General features: G+C 60.2%; 20 protein-coding genes and 1 riboswitch. Of the genes, 11 read left to right on the top strand and 9 right to left on the bottom strand.

What is annotated here, in order from left to right; all coding sequences use genetic code 11:
- Positions 1-3: 3 nt before the first annotated feature.
- Both OA90_RS04110 and hisS read right to left on the bottom strand, forming a co-directional pair.
- Complete coding sequence (locus OA90_RS04110; RefSeq protein ID WP_068407497.1) at positions 4-1,155, bottom strand: ATP phosphoribosyltransferase regulatory subunit; 1,152 nt, start codon at positions 1,153-1,155, stop codon at positions 4-6.
- A 3-nt stretch (positions 1,156-1,158) separates the two neighbouring features.
- Entirely contained in the window at positions 1,159-2,676 is a 1,518-nt protein-coding gene (gene hisS / locus OA90_RS04105) for a histidine--tRNA ligase (protein ID WP_068407495.1), read from the bottom strand.
- A 455-nt stretch (positions 2,677-3,131) separates the two neighbouring features.
- Here hisS and OA90_RS04100 point away from each other — a divergent pair, with 455 nt between their 5' ends.
- The 5 genes from OA90_RS04100 to OA90_RS04080 all read left to right on the top strand — a co-directional run bounded on the left by OA90_RS04100 (position 3,132) and on the right by OA90_RS04080 (position 8,702).
- A complete protein-coding gene (locus OA90_RS04100) occupies positions 3,132-4,265 on the top strand; it encodes a glycosyltransferase family 2 protein (RefSeq protein ID WP_068407913.1) in 1,134 nt (377 codons plus the stop codon).
- Positions 4,266-4,275: 10 nt separating this feature from the next.
- On the top strand, positions 4,276-5,775 hold the full coding sequence (locus OA90_RS04095) for a glycosyltransferase family 39 protein (protein WP_068407492.1): 1,500 nt from the start codon (positions 4,276-4,278) through the stop codon (positions 5,773-5,775).
- Positions 5,776-5,884: 109 nt separating this feature from the next.
- Positions 5,885-6,682, top strand: a complete 798-nt coding sequence (locus OA90_RS04090; protein ID WP_068407489.1) for a ChbG/HpnK family deacetylase — start codon at positions 5,885-5,887, stop codon at positions 6,680-6,682.
- A 111-nt stretch (positions 6,683-6,793) separates the two neighbouring features.
- The gene (locus OA90_RS04085; RefSeq protein ID WP_199823598.1) at positions 6,794-7,324 is read left to right on the top strand and encodes an AAA family ATPase; all 531 of its coding nucleotides are present in this window, start codon (positions 6,794-6,796) and stop codon (positions 7,322-7,324) included.
- A gap of 688 nt (positions 7,325-8,012) precedes the next feature.
- Positions 8,013-8,702: a Crp/Fnr family transcriptional regulator gene (locus OA90_RS04080; RefSeq protein WP_068407910.1), complete on the top strand. Its 690-nt coding sequence runs from the start codon at positions 8,013-8,015 to the stop codon at positions 8,700-8,702.
- Here the strand turns inward: OA90_RS04080 and OA90_RS04075 are convergent.
- Positions 8,699-9,130: an Rrf2 family transcriptional regulator gene (locus tag OA90_RS04075; protein ID WP_068407482.1), complete on the bottom strand. Its 432-nt coding sequence runs from the start codon at positions 9,128-9,130 to the stop codon at positions 8,699-8,701. The two genes, OA90_RS04080 and OA90_RS04075, sit on opposite strands and share 4 nt — an antisense overlap.
- 95 nt (positions 9,131-9,225) lie before the next feature.
- On the opposite strand from OA90_RS04075, the gene OA90_RS04070 reads away from it, so the two are divergent.
- Together OA90_RS04070 and OA90_RS04065 are read left to right on the top strand one after the other, a co-directional pair.
- Entirely contained in the window at positions 9,226-9,741 is a 516-nt protein-coding gene (locus OA90_RS04070) for a group III truncated hemoglobin (RefSeq protein WP_199823597.1), read from the top strand.
- Between the two features lie 203 nt (positions 9,742-9,944).
- Positions 9,945-10,289, top strand: a complete 345-nt coding sequence (locus tag OA90_RS04065; RefSeq protein WP_244274536.1) for an acyl-CoA thioesterase — start codon at positions 9,945-9,947, stop codon at positions 10,287-10,289.
- A gap of 6 nt (positions 10,290-10,295) precedes the next feature.
- Here OA90_RS04065 and OA90_RS04060 read toward each other — a convergent pair whose 3' ends face one another.
- Entirely contained in the window at positions 10,296-10,580 is a 285-nt protein-coding gene (locus OA90_RS04060; protein WP_156510376.1) for a hypothetical protein, read from the bottom strand.
- 41 nt (positions 10,581-10,621) lie between these two features.
- Positions 10,622-10,747, bottom strand: a riboswitch (SAM-I-IV-variant riboswitch).
- An 88-nt stretch (positions 10,748-10,835) separates the two neighbouring features.
- Here OA90_RS04060 and OA90_RS04055 point away from each other — a divergent pair.
- Positions 10,836-11,639 carry a YoaK family protein gene (locus OA90_RS04055; RefSeq protein ID WP_068407472.1) on the top strand — a complete coding sequence of 268 codons (804 nt, stop codon included), beginning with the start codon at positions 10,836-10,838 and terminating at the stop codon, positions 11,637-11,639.
- Between the two features lie 70 nt (positions 11,640-11,709).
- Here OA90_RS04055 and OA90_RS04050 read toward each other — a convergent pair whose 3' ends face one another.
- From OA90_RS04050 to OA90_RS04035, 4 genes are all read right to left on the bottom strand, one after another.
- The gene (locus tag OA90_RS04050; protein ID WP_068407469.1) at positions 11,710-12,438 is read right to left on the bottom strand and encodes an ABC transporter ATP-binding protein; all 729 of its coding nucleotides are present in this window, start codon (positions 12,436-12,438) and stop codon (positions 11,710-11,712) included.
- Positions 12,435-13,673, bottom strand: a complete 1,239-nt coding sequence (locus tag OA90_RS04045; protein WP_068407466.1) for an ABC transporter permease — start codon at positions 13,671-13,673, stop codon at positions 12,435-12,437. Before OA90_RS04045 ends, OA90_RS04050 begins: the two co-directional genes overlap by 4 nt.
- Positions 13,670-14,683, bottom strand: coding sequence for an efflux RND transporter periplasmic adaptor subunit (locus OA90_RS04040; protein ID WP_068407463.1), 1,014 nt, complete (start codon positions 14,681-14,683; stop codon positions 13,670-13,672). The genes OA90_RS04045 and OA90_RS04040 overlap by 4 nt, the downstream gene beginning before the upstream one ends.
- A 182-nt stretch (positions 14,684-14,865) precedes the next feature.
- The gene (locus OA90_RS04035) at positions 14,866-15,078 is read right to left on the bottom strand and encodes a SlyX family protein (RefSeq protein ID WP_068407900.1); all 213 of its coding nucleotides are present in this window, start codon (positions 15,076-15,078) and stop codon (positions 14,866-14,868) included.
- A 258-nt stretch (positions 15,079-15,336) separates the two neighbouring features.
- Here OA90_RS04035 and OA90_RS04030 point away from each other — a divergent pair, with 258 nt between their 5' ends.
- Positions 15,337-16,041, top strand: a complete 705-nt coding sequence (locus tag OA90_RS04030) for a glutathione binding-like protein (RefSeq protein WP_068407460.1) — start codon at positions 15,337-15,339, stop codon at positions 16,039-16,041.
- 189 nt (positions 16,042-16,230) lie between these two features.
- Here the strand turns inward: OA90_RS04030 and OA90_RS04025 are convergent, their stop codons facing one another.
- Complete coding sequence (locus OA90_RS04025) at positions 16,231-17,136, bottom strand: LysR family transcriptional regulator (protein WP_068407457.1); 906 nt, start codon at positions 17,134-17,136, stop codon at positions 16,231-16,233.
- A gap of 127 nt (positions 17,137-17,263) precedes the next feature.
- On the opposite strand from OA90_RS04025, the gene OA90_RS04020 reads away from it, so the two are divergent.
- Together OA90_RS04020 and OA90_RS04015 are read left to right on the top strand one after the other, a co-directional pair.
- Entirely contained in the window at positions 17,264-17,695 is a 432-nt protein-coding gene (locus OA90_RS04020) for a DoxX family protein (protein ID WP_068407454.1), read from the top strand.
- A 57-nt stretch (positions 17,696-17,752) separates the two neighbouring features.
- Complete coding sequence (locus OA90_RS04015; RefSeq protein WP_068407451.1) at positions 17,753-18,670, top strand: VOC family protein; 918 nt, start codon at positions 17,753-17,755, stop codon at positions 18,668-18,670.
- The last annotated feature ends 291 nt before the right edge of the window (positions 18,671-18,961 follow it).

Raw genomic sequence — 18,961 nt, 5'->3', positions numbered from 1 at the left:
GAGTCAGCCCCTCACGCTCAAGGCAATGCGGTCGAGCCACATGGAAAAGCCGATAGCCGGAACGTCCTGTTCCGAGCCCAGCAACGTCACCAGCTTGTCGTAACGGCCACCGCCGACAAGCGGTCCCTCGACTTTTCCGGAAGCTGCGTGGATTTCGAAAACGAAACCGGAATAATAATCGAGGCGCCGGCCGAAATCGGCGGCAAAACTCAGCCGTGAAGGGCTTATCCCACCCGCGTCGAGCGCCGAGAGACGCTGCTCGAAGGCGGTCAGAGGCATATCGAGACCGAGGCTGTACTCTCTGCTGAAATCGCGCAGCACGCCAGGCGCGGCGGCGGCGTCCGACTTGAGGGCGAGATAGGCGCTCAGCGTCTCCGCGGCCTTGTCGTGGCCGCGCGCGCCGCTGGAAAGGGCAGCCTGTTCCAGAAACCTGTCGGCGATTTCACCGGGGGTGCGGCCACCGACAGCGGAAATTCCTGCGATGGACAGAAGATCTTCCACAACCGCATGGGCCGCTTCCGGATCGGTGCCGTCCAGTGCAGAGAGGAAGCCGAGGCGAACATCACGGCTGTCGTCATCCGACGCCGATCCGCCGGCCATGCGGCCGATGGCGTCGGCAAGCCGGTAGGTCTCGCCGAAGAGATCGCGCAGGCGACGGCGCCAGACGGCCGGAAGGTCGAGGCCCTCCAGAACGGCGGCGAACAGTGTCTCGTCGCCGATGCGGATGGAACAATCATCGAGACCGAATGTCTCCAGAGCCCGGACAGAAAGTGCCAGAAGATCCGCATCCGCCTGTGCGGTATCGGTGCGTCCGAGGCTTTCCGCGCCAAGCTGCGGAATTTCGCCAAGACCGTCCGGACGCTGCCGGAACACCGGCCCGTTATAACAATACGCGGCAGGCAGCTTCGCGTCGGAGCGGGCCAGGTGATGACGGCAGACCGGGATGGTGAAGTCTGGCCGCAGGCACAGGTCGGCACCGTCCGTACCGCTGGTCAGGAAAAGACGGCGGCGGATGTCCTCGCCGGTCAGGTCCAGAAAGACGTCGGCCGGCTGCAGGATCGGCGGGCTGACCAAAGCATGGCCTTCCGCCGAGAACCGCTCCAGAACCGCGTCGATCTTCGCCGGATCCAGTCCGGTTGTCTGTGCTGCCGTCATGGCTCAGCCCTCACTCGCCCGTTTGCGGTCCTCGGCGTGGCTCTCCAGAATGCCCTTGACCGCCGTCAGCAGGTCCGCTTCCTTGACGGTGATCTGCGCCGGACGGCTTTCGCGCCAGGTGATGTTGTCGGTGATTTCCTCGGACAGGCGTTTGCCCTCGATCAGATCCTTGATCTGAATCTCGCCGGCGTCCCGCTCGTCCGATCCCTGAATGATCGCGATCGGGCAGTCGCGCCGGTCGGCGTATTTGAGCTGATTTCCGAACTTCTTCCAGTTGCCCTGGTACATCTCCGCCCGGATGCCTGCATTGCGCAGGTCCTGCGCCATTTTCTGGTAGCGGCCGAGCGCCTCCACGTCGCCGTCCATGACGGTGACCAGCACCGGCGCGCTCACGTCGGACGTGTTCAGCTTGCCGAGGTTCTTCAACGCCGTCATCAGGCGCGAAACGCCGATGGAAAAGCCGGTGGCGGGAACGTCGCGGCCCGTGAAGCGCTTGACCAGCCCGTCATAGCGTCCACCGCCACCGACGGAGCCGAACTGGACCACTTCGCCCTTTTCATTGGTCACGTCGAACAGGAGTTCTGCCTCGTAGACGGGGCCGGTGTAATATTCCAGGCCACGGACGACGGAGGGATCGATCTTGATGCGGTCTTCGCCGTAGCCGCAGGAGCTGATGACATCTCGAATTAGATCTAATTCGGCGAAACCTTCAGAAAATCCGGGAGTTTTCCTGTTGGCTTGATCCAATGCCATCTCTTCTTCGCCTTCGACGAAGCGTTCATTCATAACAACAGATAATACGAACTCTGCTTGATCTTTACCAAGCCCAGCGCCCTTAGTGAAGTCGCCGCTGTCATCTTTGCGACCTTCACCCAGCAGTAACCGCACGCCCTCAATGCCGAACTTGTCCAGCTTGTCGATAGCTCTGAGAACTGTTAGCCGACGCTCGTCGTTCTCCTCACCGCCAAGACCAATTGATTCCAGAACGCCATCCAGAACCTTGCGATTGTTCACCCGGATCACATACTGCCCGCGCGGAATGCCGAGGGCCTCCATGGTGTCGGCCATCATCATGCACATTTCGGCATCCGCCTGGACACCCGGCGCGCCGACCGTGTCGGCGTCGAACTGCATGAACTGGCGGAAGCGGCCGGGTCCCGGCTTTTCATTGCGGAACACCCATCCGGCACGGTAGGTGCGATAGGGAAGCTGGATCTCGTTGATGTTCTCCGACACATGACGGGCGAGCGGCGCCGTCAGGTCGTAGCGCAGGCTCATCCACTGCTCGTCGTCGTCCTGCACGGAAAAGACACCCGCGTTCGGGCGGTCGGTGTCTGGCAGGAACTTGCCAAGGCAGTCGGTATATTCGAAGGCCGGCGTTTCCACGGGGTCGAAGCCGTATTGCTCGTAAACGGCGCGGATCTGCGAAAGCATCTCATCGGTGGCGCGGATGTCCTCGGCAGAGCGGTCTACGAAGCCGCGCGGCAGGCGCGCCTTCAGCTTGTTCGGTTTTTTGGCCATGAAGTCTAACAGGTCCTGGCGGGTTCCATGCCGTGCGCGCGCGAAAAAGGATCGGGCGTCCGGCAGTGTGCATGTTGCGGTTTTCCTAGACGAAACAGGGGCTGAGAGCAAGGAGGTGAAGCAGGGGCGGCTGCTTTCCCCGTATCCCCCTCCGGAGCTGTCCCGGCCTTGAGCCGGGACCCCTACGCCGATTTGCAGTGGCCCCGGCTCAAGACCGGGGCGGGAAGAAACGGGCCGGACGAGGCGGGTTTTTGATGCCTGGACCGGGAATGCAACGCCGAAAGCGGAACCGGTGCCTTGTTTGCATCACAGTTCGGATTAAAAGGACCCGGTGTTTTCTTGTATTTAAGATCAGGCAGGCTATGGTCCGCGCGAATTGCGGCGGAGAAACCTGGACCGGCTGCAAGCGGAACGGACAAGGGTTGGCAATGGACGAAGCGGTGCGTATGGCGGAGATGGATGCAGGAGACAGCGGAATACCGGCCGGCCGGGGGCCGGTGGCAAAAGCTGCCGAACTCAGCGTTATCCTTCCGAGTTTCAACGAAGCCGCCAATATCCCGATCCTTGTCGGGCTGCTAGACACCGCCCTTGCCGGCATCGCCTGGGAGGCTATTGTCGTCGATGACAATTCTCCGGACGGCACTACTGAAGTTGCCCGTACCATTGCCCTGAGCGATCCGCGTGTGCGGGTCATTCGCCGCATTGGCCGCAGAGGTCTTTCCGGCGCTTGCGTGGAAGGTATCCTGGCTTCCTCGGCTCCCTATGTCGCGGTGATGGACGCGGACCTGCAGCACGATGAAACCATGCTGCCAAAGATGCTGGCCGAATTGCGGGCCTCGGACGCCGATCTGGTGGTCGCCAGCCGCAAGGTCGAAGGTGGAACCGCGGGTGAGGGGCTTTCCACCCTCCGCGCCTGGGCCTCCGACGTTGCCAACGGGCTGGCCCAGAAGTTGCTCAACGTCACCTTGAAGGACCCGATGAGTGGCTTCTTCATGATCCGCCGCGAAAAAGCGGAAGCACTCGCGCCGAAACTGTCGCCGCAGGGTTTCAAGATCCTGCTCGATCTCGTTTCCAGTGCGGGCGGGGCTCTGAAGATCCAGGAACTGCCGTTTACATTCCGCGAGCGCCAACATGGCGAAAGCAAGCTCGATAGTCTGGTCACCCTGGATTATTTCGGCCTGCTGCTCGCCAAGTATTTCGGCGATGTCGTCTCCGTACGGTTTCTGATGTTCGGTCTTGTCGGTGCCAGCGGGCTTATCGTGCATCTGGCCGCGCTGCGTGTATTCCTTCTCTCGGGGATGGATTTCAATTTCGGACAGACCGCGGCATCCTTCGTCGCCATGACCTCGAACTTCTTCCTGAACAACCAGCTCACTTATCGCGACCGCCGCCTGCATGGCGTGCGAATGCTGATCGGCCTTCTCACCTTCTATGCCGTGTGCTCGGTCGGCGTGCTGGCGAACGTCGGCGTTGCCAATCTGGTCTACGCCGATCCGGCCTACTGGTGGTTCGCCGGCACTGCCGGTGCGATCATGGGAGCTGTCTGGAATTATGCCGCCAGCTCCGCCCTGACCTGGCGGAAGACGTAAAAGAGGCAACGTGAGCGATTTGGCAAAGACGCAAGACCTGCCGCCGGTGCTGCGGCCGGCTGGCCTGATCATTATCGTCGGCCTGCTGACCGCCGTGAAACTCTTTGCGGCCGGCAATGCCCATTTCGTCGAGGATGAAGCCTATTATCGGCTCTGGGGGCTTTATCCGGCGCTGAGCTATTTCGATCATCCTCCGATGATCGGCTGGTGGATTGCGGCCGGACAGGCCGTTTTCGGTGACACGCTGTTCGCTGTGCGGGTGCTGGTGATTGTCTCCGGTGTGATCGGCTCTCTGGCCCTGTGGCGCACTGCCGCCATTCTGTTCGATCGAAGGGCCGCCGGCTGGGCGGTGCTGTTTCTCAACGCCAGTCTTCTCGTCGGCATCGGCGGCATTCTGGCGACCCCCGACGCACCGTCCGTCTTCTTCTGGGGCCTCAGTCTTTGGGCACTGGCCGAACTCTCCGTCTCCAGAAACGCCAACTGGTGGCTTCTGGCGGGCCTCATGGCGGGGTGCGGCCTGCTGTCCAAATATTCCGTTCTCTTCCTCGGTGCGGGAATAGTGTTGTGGTTGTGCTGGGTGCCGGAGGCGCGGCGCTGGTGGTGTAGCTGGCAGCTCTGGGCCGGTGGCCTGATCGCGCTTTTGTGCTTCTCGCCGGTTCTCTACTGGAACCACGCCCACGAATGGGCCAGCTTTTACAAGCAGTTCGGCCGGGCGGGCAATGGCGGCTACACGGCGAAATACATTTTCGAGTTTCTCGGTGCGCTGATCGGCCTGATCAATCCGCTGATCGCGATCCCGGCTATATTCGGCGCGGTACGACTGTTCGGAGCCCTGCGCAGAAGGCAGAACGCAGCTTCCCTGGTTCTGCTCACAACACTGCCGTTCCTTCTTTATCTGCTTTACCACGCGCTGCATGCCCGCGTTCAGGCCAACTGGCCGGCACCGCTGTTTCCGGCCTTCGCGATGATGGCCGCTGTCTTTGTGGCAGGGCTCCCGCAGGGCAGATCTGTCTGGCGGGGGATCGCGGGCGGCGGCGTGGTCCTTGGTGTGCTGCTTGCGGTCCTGCTGCAGATCCATGCCGTGTGGCCGCTCACCGGGCAGTTCGCCCGCAAGGATCCGACCTTCCAGCTGCGCGGCTGGCCTGAAATAGGCCGGAAGCTCGATGAGATCGCCGAACGGGAAAACGCAGCCTTTGTCGCCACGACCAGCTACGGGCTCAACGGCCAGTTGGACTTTCTCCTGAAGGACGGGCTGCCGGTGTTCCAGCTCACCGAGCGCATCCGCTATCTGAGGCAGCCGGAACCTGAAGAGACCTTGTTCGCAAACCCGGGGCTCTATGTGGCCGAGGCACGGCGCGACAAGGCAGGCGATCTTGAGAAATCATTCGCGGTCGTTGAGAAGATCGCGGAGCTGGAGCGCACAGTGAAAGGTGTCCGTCTGGAAGACCTTGTAGTCTACAGGGTCGAGGACCGGATCGGTCCGGTCTTCGAGCCGATCCGGCACAGATAATCTGGCAAAAGACCTGTCGTCTTCCTGAGAAGAGGCTTGCAAACCTGCAGCGAATGCCGCAGGGAAGATATCGCATTTTCAGATCTCTCCGACTCGCCTGCGGAAATTCATGAAGCGGATCACACTTGGAGCTTTGGACTACGGCCTTGCGTTCGGGGTCGATCGCGCGCTGCGCGAACTGGTCGAGATGGGCCGCCTGAGCGCCGTGGGCGCGATTGTTGCCAGCGAACTCTGGCCACGGGAATTCCGCCCGCTTCAGGAAACCGCGGAGAAGGTCGGCAAGAAAGTGCTGTTCGGCGTGACGCTGGCCTTCAGCGGCGACCGGGTGTTTCCCGTCAGTGCGCGCATGCAGGAGGCCTATGGCGAGCGCATGTTCAGCCGGGCAAAACTCCAGCGCCGGGCGCTCGTGAGATTGCTGCCGGACGAAGTGCTGTTCGAGGAAGCCCATGCGCAACTGGTTCGCTACAGCATCCTGATGGGGCGGCCACCCGACTTCGTCGCGGTGCGTGAGGGCCTGCTGGCCAGAACCGCACTGGCGCGCATTGTCTTCAAGGCCATCGATCATGCGGATTTCCAGGTGCCGCCGCTGGTGATTTCACCGGTGCGCCCGGGTCTGAAGAGCTTGCGGCTCAATCACCTTGCCAAGTCCTGCAATCTTCAGATGCTGCCCAGGGCCGATCCCCTGCCGGAAACGAGCGACACCGAAGAGCTGCATAAACTTCTGCACAATCATTTCGACGGCATGACGGACCGCAGTTTTGTCGCCGCCATACCCGGACGGCCCGATGATCGTCTGAGGCGGGACGAGCCGCGCAGGAAGATTGCCATACGGGAATGCCAGTACGAAGTTCTGTCCAGCAACCGTTTCTTCCAGACGCTGGACCAGAAGGATGTCTTCCTGAACTAACACCCTCCGGTGATTGCTTGTCCCGTCGTTGATCTGGCTCACTGCCTTGTCGTGGCGGCGAAGTTCCCCCAGCATGATGCAGATAGTCGCGGGATTGAACGGAAGTTCGAATTGACCCATGTCGTAATCATCAATGGTCCGGCCGGAGTGGGGAAAACTACCATTTCCGCTAACCTGGCAAGGATGCTTCCAGGAACGATAAATATTTCCGGCGATGCCATTCGATGGTTCGCGCCAGTCGATGTCGGTCAGTACCTTGGCCACGGATCGACCTACCGCGCCGGGGCCTCTTTGACGTCGGCATACCTGGGGATGGGAGCACCGCGAATAATTTTCGAGTACGTCTTTGATGCTGCGGAAAAAGTCTCGAGATTTTGCCAATGGCTTCCTCCGGAAACTCCAGTTCATCTCTTCACGATCTGGGCGCCTGTTGAAACAATTGTCGAAAGAGAGGCTGCTCGCGATGGGCGGGAACCGCTCGGCGATCTTACGATAAAGACTTACCGCGCCGTTGAACGTAATCTCAGATCCCTTGGATGCACGGTTCAAAACATCACTTCTCCAGAGGCCGCCGCTTCAGAGATTTGCGTAAAAATTGCCGAAAGCGAAGGAAAACCTGCTGCTAGGCTTGTCCGCAGTTAGTTCCGGGAATGCTCAAAAGAGATCACATTTAAATCTTGAGAAGAACCCACCATCGGCTGCTCTGCCCACCATGGCGCGGTTGTAGGCATATACCGCGTGTCGCCCGCCTCTGCCCCTCTCGTCGCTCAGTTTTCGCGATGAACTTCGCCGCCTTGAGGCCTTCCGGATCGAGATGTGAGTGCCGTGCATCATCATCCGGGGATCAAAGACGTCTGGCGGCGGCTCGATTGCGGGAGGGATGCAGACAGCTCGGGACAAGGCGCTGAAATTATGATCTGAACCGAAAAAACGGCTCTGCGGGGAACAGAGCCGTTTTTCGTGGAGGTCTGAAAGGGGGAGGGGCGACCCCGCTTCCATGACTAACCATATAGGGATATTTCTCTTGATTGCACGTGATGAACATCACAGGATCGCGGTAAGTGCATTTTATGATTGATGTGGGGTTTCCGGTCCAGGCCGGTCCGGTGTCGACCGGCGCTGCCGGCAGTCTTCGGTCTGGGACCTGCCCGCAGGCAAAAGCCGGCCTGCTTTCTTGGTGGGAGAAACGGGGTCCGGTGGCAGGTTCCCGACACCATTGTGTTAGGGTCCGTACTCTAGAGTGCTTTGCGCTCAATTGGTTCAATAGGAATGCAAAGCGCTTTAATATCCGAACGGTATGAACGGATACACTCGCTGGCAGGGGGAATGCGTGACGGAAATCAAGGACTTTTTGAAAAACAGCTTTTCGCTGGAGGGGCTTGATCCGGAATTGGCGGTCGGCCTGTCGCGTCTCGCCAGAGCGATGAAAATTCCCGCAGGCACAATCCTGTTCGAAAACGGCGACCCGGGAAACGGCTGTTACGCTGTGCTCGAAGGCTCGCTGAAAGTTTCCCTGCTGTCGGTTGACGGCGACGAGCAGCTTCTGGCCGTCCTCGGCCCGGGCGATCTCGTCGGTGAGCTTGCGCTGCTTGACGGCCGACCGCGCTCGGCGACGGTGATTGCGCTGAAAGAGGCCCATGTCGCCTTTATCGACAAGGCCGCTTTCCAGAGATTTTCCGATGAGAATCCCGCAGTCTACCGGCATATGCTGTCGATCGTCGGCAAACGCCTGCGCCATGCCAACGATGTGCTGGCGGCGCGCTCCTTCCTGCCTTTGCCGGGCCGTGTCGCCCAGGCACTGCTGCAGCTTTCGGAAACCTTCGGCAAGCCTCTGGAGAATGGCAGGGTGCTGATCCACTACAAGCTCAGCCAGGCCGATATCGCCAATATGGCGGGGGCGGCGCGCGAAAATGTCAGCCGCGTGCTGAACGACTGGAAACGCTCCGGCACGATCAGCCGGATTTCCGGCTATTACTGCCTGGAGCAGGTGGAATTCCTGCAACAGGCATCAACACTTTAGGCTTGCGTCTGCGAAAACGAGGCAGGTTGCGTTCCGACCAAAATTCCTGCCAGCGTCTGCGTGTTGAGGCTGTCGATAAACGCCTCCGCGGCCCGTGCCATGGCGCCCTTCAGGGCGCAGCGGGGCAGGAAGACGCAGGTTGTCGGTTCGGGCTTCAGGCAGGCTACCACGCCGAGATCCGGTTCCATCAGCCGGACGACATCGCCGATGCGGATGGTGGCCGGCTCTTTCGCCAGCCTTATGCCGCCGCCGCGACCTCGAGTGGTCTCCAGATAGCCGCCTTTCGCCAGATGGGCGACGATCTTCATGACGTGGGAGTGGGCAAGGCCCAGCTGTTCGGTCAGTCCTCCCACCGTTTGCGGATCGTCTGACTGGTCGGTCGCCATCAGGATTCTCAGGGCGAAGTCGCTAGCCTGGCTGAGGCGCATATCGGGGCCCACTAAACATTCATTTGATATGTTGATTTTAACGGGACGATGTGAGATTTAAAAGATGCATTCAAAATGAATGTTTGGAGATGATCATGGTTTCCCGTAATTCCGGTCCGAAATCCGAGGACGCTCCCGTCGCCCGCCGGTACCGCGCTGTGGACGGCGAGGGTGATCGTTTGCAGCGCTATGAAAGCGTGAGCGAAGATTCCATTCGGGTCATGGTGCAAACGTTTTACGGCTGTATCCGCGAGCATCTGCGCCTTGGAGAGATCTTCTCGCGCCGCCTGGAAGGCAAATGGGACGAGCATCTCGTGAAGATGGAGAGCTTCTGGCAATCCGTTCTTTTGAAGAACGGAGCCTACAAGGGAAAGCCCGTTCCGGCCCATATGAAGCAAAAGGAACTGGTCAGTTCCGACTACGGCGAATGGCTGACAGTCTTCCGTCCGGTCGTGCGGGAGCTTTTTGTCCCTGATCTTGCCGACGAAATCATCATGATTGCCGAACGTATCGCCCAGAGCCTCTGGCTGGCGACCTTCGGTTTTGCAGCGGCCACCCCGCCTCCCGAGCTTTCCGTGACAACCAGCGAATGGGGCGGATCAAGCCGGTAACCTGCGTTTTTTGGCGGACGTTTCTGGCGGGGTCTACTGAACGGTGCCCCTCTCGCTGTGGATCATGGCACTTCTGCTGCACCGAATGACCTGACTAGTCTTGTGATCTTCACGCCTGCCGTTAGTCTTCAAGGACGAATTGCAAAATGGAGAGTTCAGGCGTGAGCGAAGACAAGCCGACCGGCGAACTGACACTGCGGACCATGGCGATGCCATCCGACACCAACGCCTCCGGCGATATTTTCGGCGGCTGGGTGCTGTCGCAGATGGATCTGGCGGGCGGCATTGCCGCGGGACAAAGAGCCCAGGGGCGTGTGGTCACCATCGCAGTCGACCAGATGAAATTCATTCGCCCCGTCCATGTCGGCGACGTTCTGTGTGTCTACGCCGAAGTCATCCGCGTCGGAAACTCGTCCATGGAGATCAAGCTGGTCTGCTGGGCCCTGCGCCATCGATACGGTCATCGGGAAAAGGTCACCGAGGCGGTCTTCACCATGGTCGCCGTCGATGACAGCGGCAAGCCGCGCCCGGTGCCCAAAGAAATCTGACCGGAACTACCCCCGCTGCCGGTGGACGATGTCGGCAACAAGGTCCTCGTCCACGGCGCAGGTGCAGCCATTGGCCCAGAGATGCAGCAAGTCCGTCAGACGCCTGATCCGTTCTTCTGGCGCCAGGGGGGCCTTGCGACGCCGAATTCCGCCAATGAGACGCATGGACCTGATGCGCGCCAGGACGCAGTCTTCAGCTGCCTGTTCCCAGATTTTCGTATCGGCAGGTTCACAAGGTGAATGGCCGGCGATCAGATCTGCCGCACGTCCGGCAAAAGGCTGTTGAGACAAAAAATCCTCCATCGGTTGCCCGAGGAGGACTGGCGCATGAAAGTAAACCGCTTAGTTGCCGGTCAGCCTCTCCTGAGGGTCAGTCCGGCCGCATCCCTGTTTGCGGAAACCACCTTGCCCGGTAAGGCAGGTTGGCGAGGGCGCCAGCCCTTCTCTTGATGATGGGGCGCTTATGTCATGACTTCCGGCGTCTGACAAGGGGCTCTTGGCAAGTTCGGCAAGTCATGGCACTTCTCTGGGAGGGAACCACGGTGGATGGGCCGCAGATCCGAAAGCCGGTTTGAAACGAAAGCAAAGAGACCCGTGCCGGAAAATTCAACCTCGTATCGCAGCCATTCTCTTGTGCCGGTTCTGCTCGCCTTTTGCGCCTGCTTTGTCGATGTGGTCTGCATAATCGGCCTCTTCCACACCTTCACGGCCTTCATTTCCGGGACGCTTGTCGTGTTGTGCGTGGAAGTGTTTCACCAGAGCGAAAACGCACTCCTCAAGGTATTCGTGCTGGCTACATTTCTGGTCTTCACGCTGTTCTGGTATGTCGTCGTGACGCGGCTGATCCGCCGGAAGAAAGTTGCCATCGGCCATCTCTTCGCGCTCGAAGCCTGCATCGTGGCGGCCTTCATGCTGGTCGCTGGGCTTGGCGATCCGAGCGCATCCGGGCCGCTTGCGCCGATCACAATGGTCGCGGTCGGACTGTCGACAATCGCCATGACACTTCAGAACGTGATCATGCTGACCATTTTGAACCACCACGTGCCGACCACCATGATGACGGGAAATTCGCTGAAGCTGGTTCTGGGTCTCGCCGACTATTTCGCCCACCCGGAAAGCCGCTCCGGCAGCCGGGATATTGTCATCCACCAGACGCTGGTTATATCCGCCTTCGCCGTAGGCGGGCTGCTGGCCAGTTTCCTGTTCGGCTCCTTCGGCTTCTGGGTCCTTGCCATTCCGGTCACGGTGCTGCTTCTGCTCGCGGTCCTTCCGTCTGTTTTGGAAGACTTCGATAATGACGAAGGAGCCGATGAAGACGGGTCTGGTGGAATTCCCGCCGCCACTGGATAGCCTCTCCTGGCGTGCCCTGCTGGCAAACAGACAACCGGTTTAGGCTGAAAGACCCGCCGGGATCAGGAGTTCATCCCTGTTGCCGGTCCCAGTCGATGCGGCCGTCCACCAGGTGGATGCGCCGTTCCATGCGGGCCGCAAGATCCATGTCATGGGTGACCGCAACCACTGTGGTCTTCTGCGTCTCGACGATTTTCCGCAGGCTGTCGAAGACCTGTTCCGTCGCGACGGAATCAAGACTGCCGGTCGGTTCGTCCGCCAGGATCAGGTCCGGGGAATTTGCCAGTGCCCGCGCGACCGCCACCCGCTGGCGCTGGCCGCCGGAAAGCTGGGCCGGACGCCGGTGCAGAAAGTCCTCCAGTCCGAGATCAGCAAGCAGTGCCGTTGCATGGTCCAGCTGATCCCCGGCAGACAGCTTGCCGAGTTTCTGCATCGGGATCATCACATTTTCCAGCGTGGTGAATTCGGGCAGCAGGAAATGGAACTGGAAGACGAAACCGAGTTTTTCCAGACGCATGTGCGCCATCTCCGCCGGGGACAGGTCGTCCGTCCGCGCACCGCTGATGAACACCTTGCCCGAGGTTGGCCGGTCGAGCAGGCCGAGCAGATAGAGAAGAGAGGATTTGCCGGACCCGGACGGTCCGGTGATCGCCACGAATTCCGATTTGCCGATCCTGAAGCTGACGTCCTGAACGAGGGTGACCGGCACCACCGCCGGAAGAATGCGCGTCAGGTCTCTGGCTTCCACAAGAGCCGGCGTCGTGGCTGCTTGTGCGGGACGTCTGGCGGGAAGGCTCATGTCGCTCCCCTGATGATGTCGACAGGATTGAGCCGGGCCGCCTTGCGCGCCGGGATATAGCCGGCGATCCCGGAGGAGAAGAGGGCGAGCAGGCAGGCGATGATGTAATGGGTCCAGGAAAAATAGATCGGCAGATGCGTCATTTCCACGTCCTGGGTGAACTCGAAGCGGATGGTCGCCATATAGCTGGAGAGCCCGAAGCCGAGCGCGGACCCGGCCAGCGCTCCCAGAATGCCGATGACGAGCCCTTCAAGGACAAAGATCTGCTGGATATCGGATTCGGGAAATCCCAGCGACTTGAGGATGGCGATGTCGCGGGACTTTTCGTGGACGATCGTCGACACGATGTTGAAGATGCCGAAACCCGCAACGACCAGAATGGCGCCGACGACGGTATACATGATGACGTTTCGCACGAAAAACGCTTCCATCAGGCCCTCGTTGGCCTCCTCCCAGGACACGGCCTTGTAGCCAAGCTGCCGTTCGGCGCGGGCGGCAACCTCTTTGGCCTGGGCGATGGTGTCGAGCCGTATGGCGATGCTGTTGATGACATCGGGCTTCTCCAGAAGGATCTGCACCGCCTTCAGCGGCGCGTAGGCGAGCCCTTCATCGCTTGTCGTGATGCCGGTATGGAACAGCCCGACGATCTTGAATCGTTTCGCGACCCCGCCCGCCGAGGTCAGCGTCACTGTATCGCCGACATCCGCCCCCAACCGTTCGGCCGCCTTGTCGCCGATGACAAGCCCGTTCGCCGTGGTTCCCAGATCCTCGAAGGAGCCTTCGCGCATGTCGTCCCGGATCTTGGACACGCTGAGTTCGCGCTTCGGGTCGACACCCGTCAGCGTCATGCCGATGTCCTGACCGCTGTAGCGCAGAACCGCCTGTCCGCTCAGCCGTTGGGCCAGCTTGCCGTCGACCCAGTCCCTGAGTGCGGCCAGCGCTTCCGTCGGATTGCGGATGCCGCGCAGGTCCTCTTTCGGCCGCAACCCGGAATAGGCGACGGCATCATAGACCGTGCTGGCCGGTTGTTCGGCGGGCGCGCGCTGTTCGTCGACGATCTCCACATGCGGTATGGCATCGATCAGGGTTGCGGTGAAATCGCGCTGGGAGCCTTCCATGAGGCTGGCCATGGCGACCGAAAACCCGACGCCGAGCGCTACCCCGAGAACCGAGACCACCGTCTGCCGCATCCGGTTCCTGATATGGGTAGCCGCGATCCGCAACAGCAGCATCATCGCTCGTCTCCGGCCTCCGGCACGACTTTCTGCCCCTCTGTCAGGTCGCTCCGATAGGGAAACACCACGCGGCTGTCCTCCGCGAGGCCGTCAAGAATTTCGATGGCCCGGGTTCCCCTGATGCCGGCCTTGACGTCAAAGAGGACGACCCGGTTCTCCATGTCCACGGTCTGCACTTTCGAACCGTTGAACGCGGCGGGGGGCAGCAGGAGGCTGTTGTCGTTTTCGCGTGTGACAATGTTGATTTCCGCGGTCATGCCGATGCGCAGGGGCGTATCTTCCGGCAGGTCGAGATAGACCCGGTAGTTCTTCAGGACAGGATCGCCCTTGGGCGTGATCCGTCCGACGGTCGCGCTCAGGTCCTCGTCCGGAAAGGCATCCGCCAGGATCAGCGCCTTCTGGCCTTCCACCACTTTGGGAATGTCTTCTTCGTTCACCTCCGCAACCAGTTGCAGCGGTTTCGGCTGTCCGATCCAGAACAGGATCTCTCCGGGCTCCGCCACTTCCCCGACCGACCCGTCCTGCCTGAGGACCACACCATCCATCGGCGCGACGATGCTATAGTCCCGAAGGCGTTCCTTCTGGGCGGCGATGATGGCGTTGATACGGATCAGTTCGCTTTGCGCCCTGTCATAGATCTGCTGGCTGACCACGCGCCGTTCCAGAAGCTGAACGGCGCGGTCGCGTTCGGACCGGGCCAGGTCCTGCCGGGCCTCCAGCTCGGCAAGCGTCGCACGGGCGTCGCCGCTGTCGAGTTCCGCCAGCCCGTCGCCCTTGGTCACTTTCATGCCTTCGCAGCCACAAAGCGAGATGATCCGTTCCCGCACGATGCTGGTGACTTTCGCCCAACGCACCGGCTCGACAACGGCGGTCGCGTAGACAACCTCGGCGGTCCGGCCCCTGAAGGGATGCATCACGGTCACCTCCGGTGGGCGGACCGACCACCAGTAACCGCCGGCAATGACCGCGCCGAAGGCGCAGAGCAGAAGCAGATAACGTCCCAATCGCATGAAGCACCTGTGCAAGACCCAGTCACAGACTACCGCGTCCCGGCCTGGGTGCCATGCTCTGGATCAAAACACGGGGCCGGGGCTTGGGATCAGGGAAGTGCGCAATGAAGCTGGAGCGAACGCGACATGCTTCAAGGAGAAGGCGCCGATCGCCCGGCGAGGGTAGAGGGTCTCAGAACTGATCAGTAATGTGGTGGTTTTTCGCCCTGGTGCCCGGGCAGGACGTTCTCCATGAGTTCTTCCACCTGATCGGTCATGTTGCCCAAAAGTCGCGTCAACCTTTCGATTTTCTTGTCTTGTTCGACGACGACGGTGTTGAGTTCATCGATCGTGTGCGTCGCGTGGGCAAGCATGATTTCAAGCTGTTCCAGCCTCTGTTCATGGTCATCCGCCATGGGCATCTCCTGATGGTTGGGTCGCGGAACACGATAAGATCGATCTGTTTTTCCGGGGGGCGATTGGAAGAGGCCCTGTCCGGAAAAGCAAATCTCCGGGACCTTATATGGCGTCGGCGGCGACACAACAATTTCAATCATCGGATTTTGCCGATAGTTTGAACCGGCGTCCGGGACGCCCTGTCCGGTGAGCTGGATCCTGGCGCCAGCCGCCAGAAAGAAACGACAGCCTGAAGAAACATTTTACCGAGGAAATCCATGTCCGACTTGTCCGAATTTCAGATCACACGCAAATGGCCGCCCCGGCATCCGGACCGGATCCAGCTCTATTCCCTGCCGACACCGAACGGCATCAAGGCGTCGGCGATGCTGGAGGAAACCGGCCTTGCCTATGAGGCGCATCTGGTGGATTTCGCCAGCAATGACCAGACGAGTCCGGAGTTCCTGTCGCTCAATCCCAACAACAAGATCCCGGCGATGATCGACCCCAATGGCCCGGACGGCAAGCCGCTGCCGCTTTGGGAGTCCGGTGCAATGCTGATTTATCTTGGCGAGAAATCCGGCAAGCTGCTTCCGGCGGACCCGGCCCGGAGAGCCGAGACCATGCAGTGGCTGATGTGGCAGATGGGTGGTCTTGGCCCGATGGCCGGTCAGCTCGGCTTCTTTCACAAGTTCGCCGGCCGCGACTATGAGGACCGCCGCCCGTTCGAGCGCTACCGCGACGAGGTCAAGCGCCTGCTCGGAGTTCTGGATCGGCACTTGAACACCCGCGAGTTCATCATTGGCGCCGATTACACCATCGCCGACATTGCCGCCTGGCCCTGGATACGCAATCTCGGCGGCTTCTACGAAGCGGGAGAAGTCTTGGGTCTCGCCGATTTCACAAACGTGATGCGCTGGCTGGATACATGCATGCACCGCCCGGCAAGCGAGAGGGCGGTGAATATTCCTGCAAGAGCGTGATATGTGGGGACGGGAGCAGCCGGTGCGGTTTGAGGGGCGCGCCGCACTCTCTGACCGGTGATGCACGTCGCTCTGCGAACCGCTTTTTGCTGACAAGTCTTCAAACGCGGTCGGATACACGCCCGTCAACAATGATTGAAAAGGCTCGGGCCAGTCTTGGAGCGGCTGGGCTGGGCCGCCTCCGGCGCCTCATTGCTGGACTGCCATTTGTCCCAGCCCTTTTGGCCCGGCCAGGAAGTCGAGAAAACTGCGCACCTTGGCGGGCAGATAGCTGCGGTCGGAATAAACTGCTGAAATCGGAACTCTCGGCCAGTCTTCTCTCGGCAGCACGGCTTCCAGCCGTCCCGTGGCCAGATCGTCGGCAGCAAGCCAATACGGCAGGAAGGTAAAGCCCATGCCTTCGCGTACACCTATCTGGATCAGGGTTTCGTTTTCGCTTTGCATCACCAGCTTGTAGCGAAGGTCCGGCAAATCGGCGTATTCGCGTAAACGCAGGCGGCCACCGAAAACCATCGGTGAATAGAGAAGGAACGGTGCGCCGGACAAGTCATCGAAGGTGTTCGGCCGGCCAAACCGGTCGAGGAACCCGGGAGAGGCCACCAGCGGAAAATCCACGTAGGCAAGTTTGCGTGCGATCAGGCCTTCGTCCAGTGTCGGAGCCGCCCGCAATGCCAGATCAATCCCTTCCTCGACCATATTGACTTTCTGGCTGTTCAGATCGAAATCCAGCACCACTTCAGGGTTCTCTGCGTGGTACGCCGCCATGATGCGCCCGAAGAAAGGGTTCGCCATCCAGACCGGCATGCTGATCTTCAGTGTCCCTTTTGCCGCCAGCGTCGAGTGCGACAGTTGAGCCTCGGCCTCGGTCAGTCCCTCCAGCAAGGGACGTACGGTCGCAAGGTAGAGCGCGCCGGCCTCCGTCAGGCTGACATTGCGGTTGTTGCGGTTCAGCAGCCGGGCGCCAATCCGTTTTTCCAGATGCTGAACGTGTTTGGTCGTCATCGCGGGCGAGAGTTTCAAACGCTCCGCGACAAAGGCGAAACTCTTGTGCTCGGCAACCTCTGCAAAGACCCGCAGACTGAGAAGGGCATCCATCTCAATTTACTCTCAAGAAATACAGCATCAAATTTACCCCGGATGATATCCTCAAGGGAAACTAGTAAGGTTGACCTCAGATAGCAACCGCTCCGCCCAGCGGCGGCCACCCTGAAGGAACAGACCTATGACACTTGCAACTGAAACATCTATGACCCCCACCAGCACCAAATGGAATATCGGCCTTTGGGTCGCAGCAGTCGTGCTGAGCCTGCTCTACGCCATGTCCGTTTATATGAAGCTTTTTTTGTCGCAAACGGAGATGGTCGCGATGGGGATCGCCTGGGCTGAAAATGCCCCGCTTGGCTTCGTGCGCTTTATCGGCGTGATGGAATTGCTTGGCATCATCGGCCTTATCCTGCCTGCCGCGACCCGCATCATGCCCAAGTTGACGATTTATGCTGCCGTGGGACTGGCGGCTATTCAGGTACTCGCCATCCCGTTCCACATGTACCGTGGTGAGTTTGCCGCTCTTCCCTTCAACCTGATCTACCTCGGTCTTGCCGTGTTGATTATCTGGGGCCGCAGCCGCAAATCTGTGATCGCTCCCCGCGTCTGAACAACAGCAGAACCGCGTTCCGGGTCCTTTCCGGGGCGCGGCCGTAAGGATGACACCATGAATACCGATGCTTTAGGCACCATCCGGGAAGCCGGAGATGGCAATCAGCACGAACGCCTGTCCTGGGACGTCGCAGAATTTCAGGTTACTGACCTTGCCCGCGCCGTGGATTTCTGGACGCAGGCGTTCGGACTGGGAACTCGCCAACAGGACGGCAGTACGGCCGCGCTCGGAACGCGGCAAAAGACCCTCATCGTGCTGCTTTCCGGTGCATTGAGGCCGGTGCGCCGGGAGCATCTGGGCCTGTACCACGTTGCCATCGGGGTGCCCGACCAGGCGGAGTTCTCACGCGTTCTGGCACGGCTTATCAAGAAGGGCGTGCCCGTCTCGCCGACGGATCATCTCCTTTCCAAATCCATCTATTTCAGCGATCCCGACGGATTGGGGATCGAGATCGTCTATGAGACGCCTGAGCGTTTCGGCCGCTTCGGGGACCTGTCCAGGGGTCTCGCCATGTACGATATCGATGGAAACCCGCATAGCGGGCGCGAGCCTTTGGACGTGGAAGCAGAATTGCGGCACGCGCAGGGAGCCGATCTGGATGCGCGCCTGTCGGACGAGGCAAGCCTCGCACATCTGCATCTTCAGATTCCGGCTCTCGACAGCGCCACGGACTGGTTTGAAGGCATAGGTTTCAGCCGTAGTCTCATGATCCCCGGGTTTGGCTTTGCAGATATGAATTTTGGCGGCGGGTCTCTCCATCGCCTTGGACTGAACATCTGGGCGGGGCAAAACCTCTCGCCCGCACCACCATTCATGGCGCGACTGACCGGCTACACGTTGCATGTACACGATCGCGCAATCATGGCAAAAGCCAGGGGCTTGCTGAAGACATCCGGAACGACGTTGATCGGCTTTGATCCCAGCGGGACTGAAATGGCGCTTGTTCCTGCTTATGAGGCCACCGGCCCATAAATGAGAATGAATTGGCAAGGAAATGGCGAAACCTCGTAATACCAGCCGCAATAAATAAGAGCCTATTGGATGGCTTGTTCAGGCCCTTCTGCAAGGCGCGGCACGCAGATCGGCCTGGTTGGCCGGTCCAGGGACGTGGGCGTAGTCAGGCGGGCCTGAACAAGCCACCGGAGGCCATGACATGAGCGCGCTCCTCGCGGAACGCGCTCATGTCATGGTCAAATAGGTTCTTATTTATTGCGGCTTGTATAAGGTGCGGCGCGCGGGTGGTTTGATGGACCGCCCTCAGTC

Source organism: Labrenzia sp. OB1, assembly GCF_001624695.1.
Lineage (GTDB): Bacteria > Pseudomonadota > Alphaproteobacteria > Rhizobiales > Stappiaceae > Roseibium.
This window is presented reverse-complemented; position numbering and strand designations above follow the sequence as displayed.